Annotated in this window: 2 protein-coding genes and 1 pseudogene; all 3 read right to left on the bottom strand. The window is 53.3% G+C overall.

Going from position 1 to position 3,075, the window contains the following annotated elements:
* Nucleotides 1–60: 60 nt before the first annotated feature.
* Nucleotides 61–1,185, bottom strand: a complete 1,125-nt coding sequence (locus tag BZL43_RS14580; protein WP_095632955.1) for a type VI immunity family protein — start codon at nt 1,183–1,185, stop codon at nt 61–63.
* A gap of 11 nt (nt 1,186–1,196) precedes the next feature.
* Nucleotides 1,197–2,486, bottom strand: a complete 1,290-nt coding sequence (locus tag BZL43_RS14575) for a VRR-NUC domain-containing protein (RefSeq protein ID WP_095632954.1) — start codon at nt 2,484–2,486, stop codon at nt 1,197–1,199.
* Between the two features lie 3 nt (nt 2,487–2,489).
* Nucleotides 2,490–3,075: pseudogene (locus tag BZL43_RS28570) on the bottom strand (hypothetical protein); the annotation flags it as partial.

Genomic DNA, 3,075 nt, shown 5'->3' with positions numbered 1-3,075 from the left:
GTCGCGCGGGTGATCGCTCAGGGCCATGAAGTGGCCGCTGAGCGTAATTTATAGATAAGGTCACACTTCACCGGACCAATACCAAAGCGTGTCGCCCCAGTTGGAACCACTGAAACTCGGCATGATTTCACCCTGATTGAAATAGCGCCGGGAGTTCGCTTGAGCGGGGCTGAACCAATAACCCGCCACACTGCATGGCTGGCCTGCTTCGAGGCGTGCGGGAGTCTTTGACTGAGTATCTTCCTGGTCGAACCGCGCATACCAACGAGCGGTACTGTCCTCTTCGAAGCAATCTCCATAAGGAGAATAGGTATGCAGTTGATCGGGGTTGGGAATTCGTAGCGTTTTTACGATCCTATTGACCGCTACATAGGCTGCGGGAGGCTGGTCGCTTTCGGCGCCCAACTCGGGGACTTCGCCCGCTCGAATGATCAATCCGCTGTCGTAATTCAATACCTCGACATCACCACGGCCGCTAAAGGCGTGACGCAGCGAGGCCTCACCTCCCAACCGCTCAACAAACTGCCTCCCAACGACTGTGTACCAGTTCACACCCTTAATGTGATGGAGCAGCTCTCGTTTGAAGTTATGCACCATGGAGTCCACTTCGAGCCCGGGAAACTGTTGTGCCAGTTGAAACTCCATTGGCATGTAGCTATCGAAGTCGTAAGGCAAGATGCTGGATAAACCACCGTAACCATGTTCGGCCTTTACCTGATTGCAGAGATAAGCCAACCAGCTCTGATAGCGAGCTGCACCGTCAGCTTCTTTCAACAGCGTCCAAGGCAAGGTCATCTTCAGGTATGAACGCTTCTGATCACCATGGACCTCAAAAGAGTTAAGCGCTGAAAGACTGTATTCACCAGCCTCATCGGCTGTCGCGGCGCTACTGATATGCCACTCGTATTGTTCGTTCGAATCTGTCCCGAGAATTTCTTCTGTCGTTTTTTTGAAGCTGTCGTTTGTCAGCTTTTTATAGCGACCATCAAATTGCCCATTGAGGTATTGGCCGAAATCCTCCTTGAAGCGGGCGAAACACTCCATGACCTTTTGCTTGCTTTCAAGCAAATAGCCCTCTTTGAAGTACACCGTAGCGATCAATCCCAGCCTGATGACTGGGGTGTTATCCGGCAAATCAAAGGCTAGGTCAGAAGCCTTCTCGTTTAATCTTTCCAATCCATTCATAGTGTTTTCTTTTACCCGGCAGTTACTGCTGTAGTGATGGCGGCACCGCCCAAAATGCTAGCTAATAAGGCCCACGAAAGCTGAGCCAGTCGCACAATCACCAACAAACCCGCGACAATCGCCGCAGGAATACCCGCTGATACAACGGCTGCTCCAATTGCGAAGGCTATGACCACTGTGGCTACTGCAATCCCTAAGTCGATTAACACCTGCACCCAGTCGATTTGCCGGAGCATGTCTAACGTTATGTCAGTGTAGCGTTGGACTTCCTTCCAAACGGCTCTTAATTGCTCGTCCGTCCAGCGAATGACTTGAGCCCCTGTTTCACTGACCCACTCCCAAGCTTTTTGTGATTCGCGTCTAATCCATTCACCTTTGACGCCGAGCCAAGTCGCAGCATCTTCCAGATGTTTCTGTACTTCCTGAGAAAGTTTTCGGATGCCATTAGCTCCCTGTTCCAGAAGGCTATCCACTGCTGCCTGAACCTGTTGGGTCCAGCTTTCCACATGGGCGGGTCTTGGCGTCGCTGACGGACCGTACGCGGGGACCGGAACTGGCGCAGGCCTTGGCGGCTCATCAGGATTCCTAGGAGGCAGTAGCACCGGCCATTTTAAAGGATCGAACTCTCCGGTTGGCTTGTGCTCTCTGTTGTATTCGCGATCCCGTTCCCGATCACCATCGTCGCGACAATCGTTGATCTCCAAGACGGAAAAACGTCTGGGGCCTCCTGCGATATCCAGATAAGCCTCCCTTTGCGCCATTCCAAGCACGTCCCCCGGAAACTTCACCTCCACCAACCGTTCCAGATTATCGGGATGAACAACGCCCTGATGATCCGCACATGCCTGTCCCGGCCAACGGATACTGCGGCTCTTTACAATGATGACATCCGGGCGCCGCAGCAATCCTTTGACCGAGCCTTTAGGAAACGGAAATAAGGTATGGCGTCGCTCGGGGTCCGGCTTCTCGTCGTCGCCCAGCCATGAGGAGCTGAGAAATGGCTTGGGTGGAAGAAAGGCCATGTCAAAACAGACTTCGGCTTTGTAGTCCCAGCGGAAATCCCAGCGGTACTCGTCCGCTCGAATCAAGCCACTCATGACAAGTTGCTTGAGTTCCAGCCCAGTAGAGCCGCCATCCTTGGATTTCTTTAACGACAACTTTGGAAAACGTGCAGCGTAATTAGCCTTTTCCATCAAATAAGGTTTGTTGTCCGGATTGGGCAATGGCGCCTGTTTGACTGTGCCTTCAATGCTGGTGTTGGTACAGCCCTGCGGCGTTTGAGGTGGTTTCATGACCGCCATGTATCAGCCCTCCGAGTTGGCGTTTTTGAAGTCCAGGGTCATTTCCTTCGGTGCACTTTCACCCGCCCTGATCAATGGCTCCTCAGGCTCCGGTTTACGGATGGGCGTCAGCAGCTCCACTTCGATTGGGTTTGTGCTATGGGCCTGAAAGGTTTTACCTTCTTCATTGGTGTAACCGGCAATACGTGTGCCGTCTGCCAGCTTTAATGTGTAAGGAGTTCCTGCTAATGACTCTCCTGTTTTTTCGTCTTGGAGCAGATAGTGAGCCTTATGACTTCGTGGGGCATTTTCAAGCAACTTGCCGAATTTATCCTTGGCCGCCAGACCAGGCAAAAGAGGCCCCAAGATCTGAATGCCAGTCCCAGTTCCCGGCCCACCCCCGGAATTCACCTTCACCTCCGCCCCGCTAATCGTCACCCCACCCGCATCAATCTTCACAAAACTCCCGCCCGCCTTGGCCGTCAGCTCCATGCCACCCTCAACCACCACATTCTCCCCGGCGTGGTAATGAATCTCCGTCCCGGCCTCGACAAACTGCGCCGTGCCCACCTTCACATGCCGGGTCACGCCGACGGTGAGGTGATCATCG

It is taken from the genome of Pseudomonas sp. PICF141, from assembly GCF_002286815.1.
In the GTDB taxonomy this organism is placed as follows: domain Bacteria; phylum Pseudomonadota; class Gammaproteobacteria; order Pseudomonadales; family Pseudomonadaceae; genus Aquipseudomonas.
Note: the sequence above shows the minus strand (reverse complement) of the source record. Positions and strands in the feature narration are given on the sequence as shown.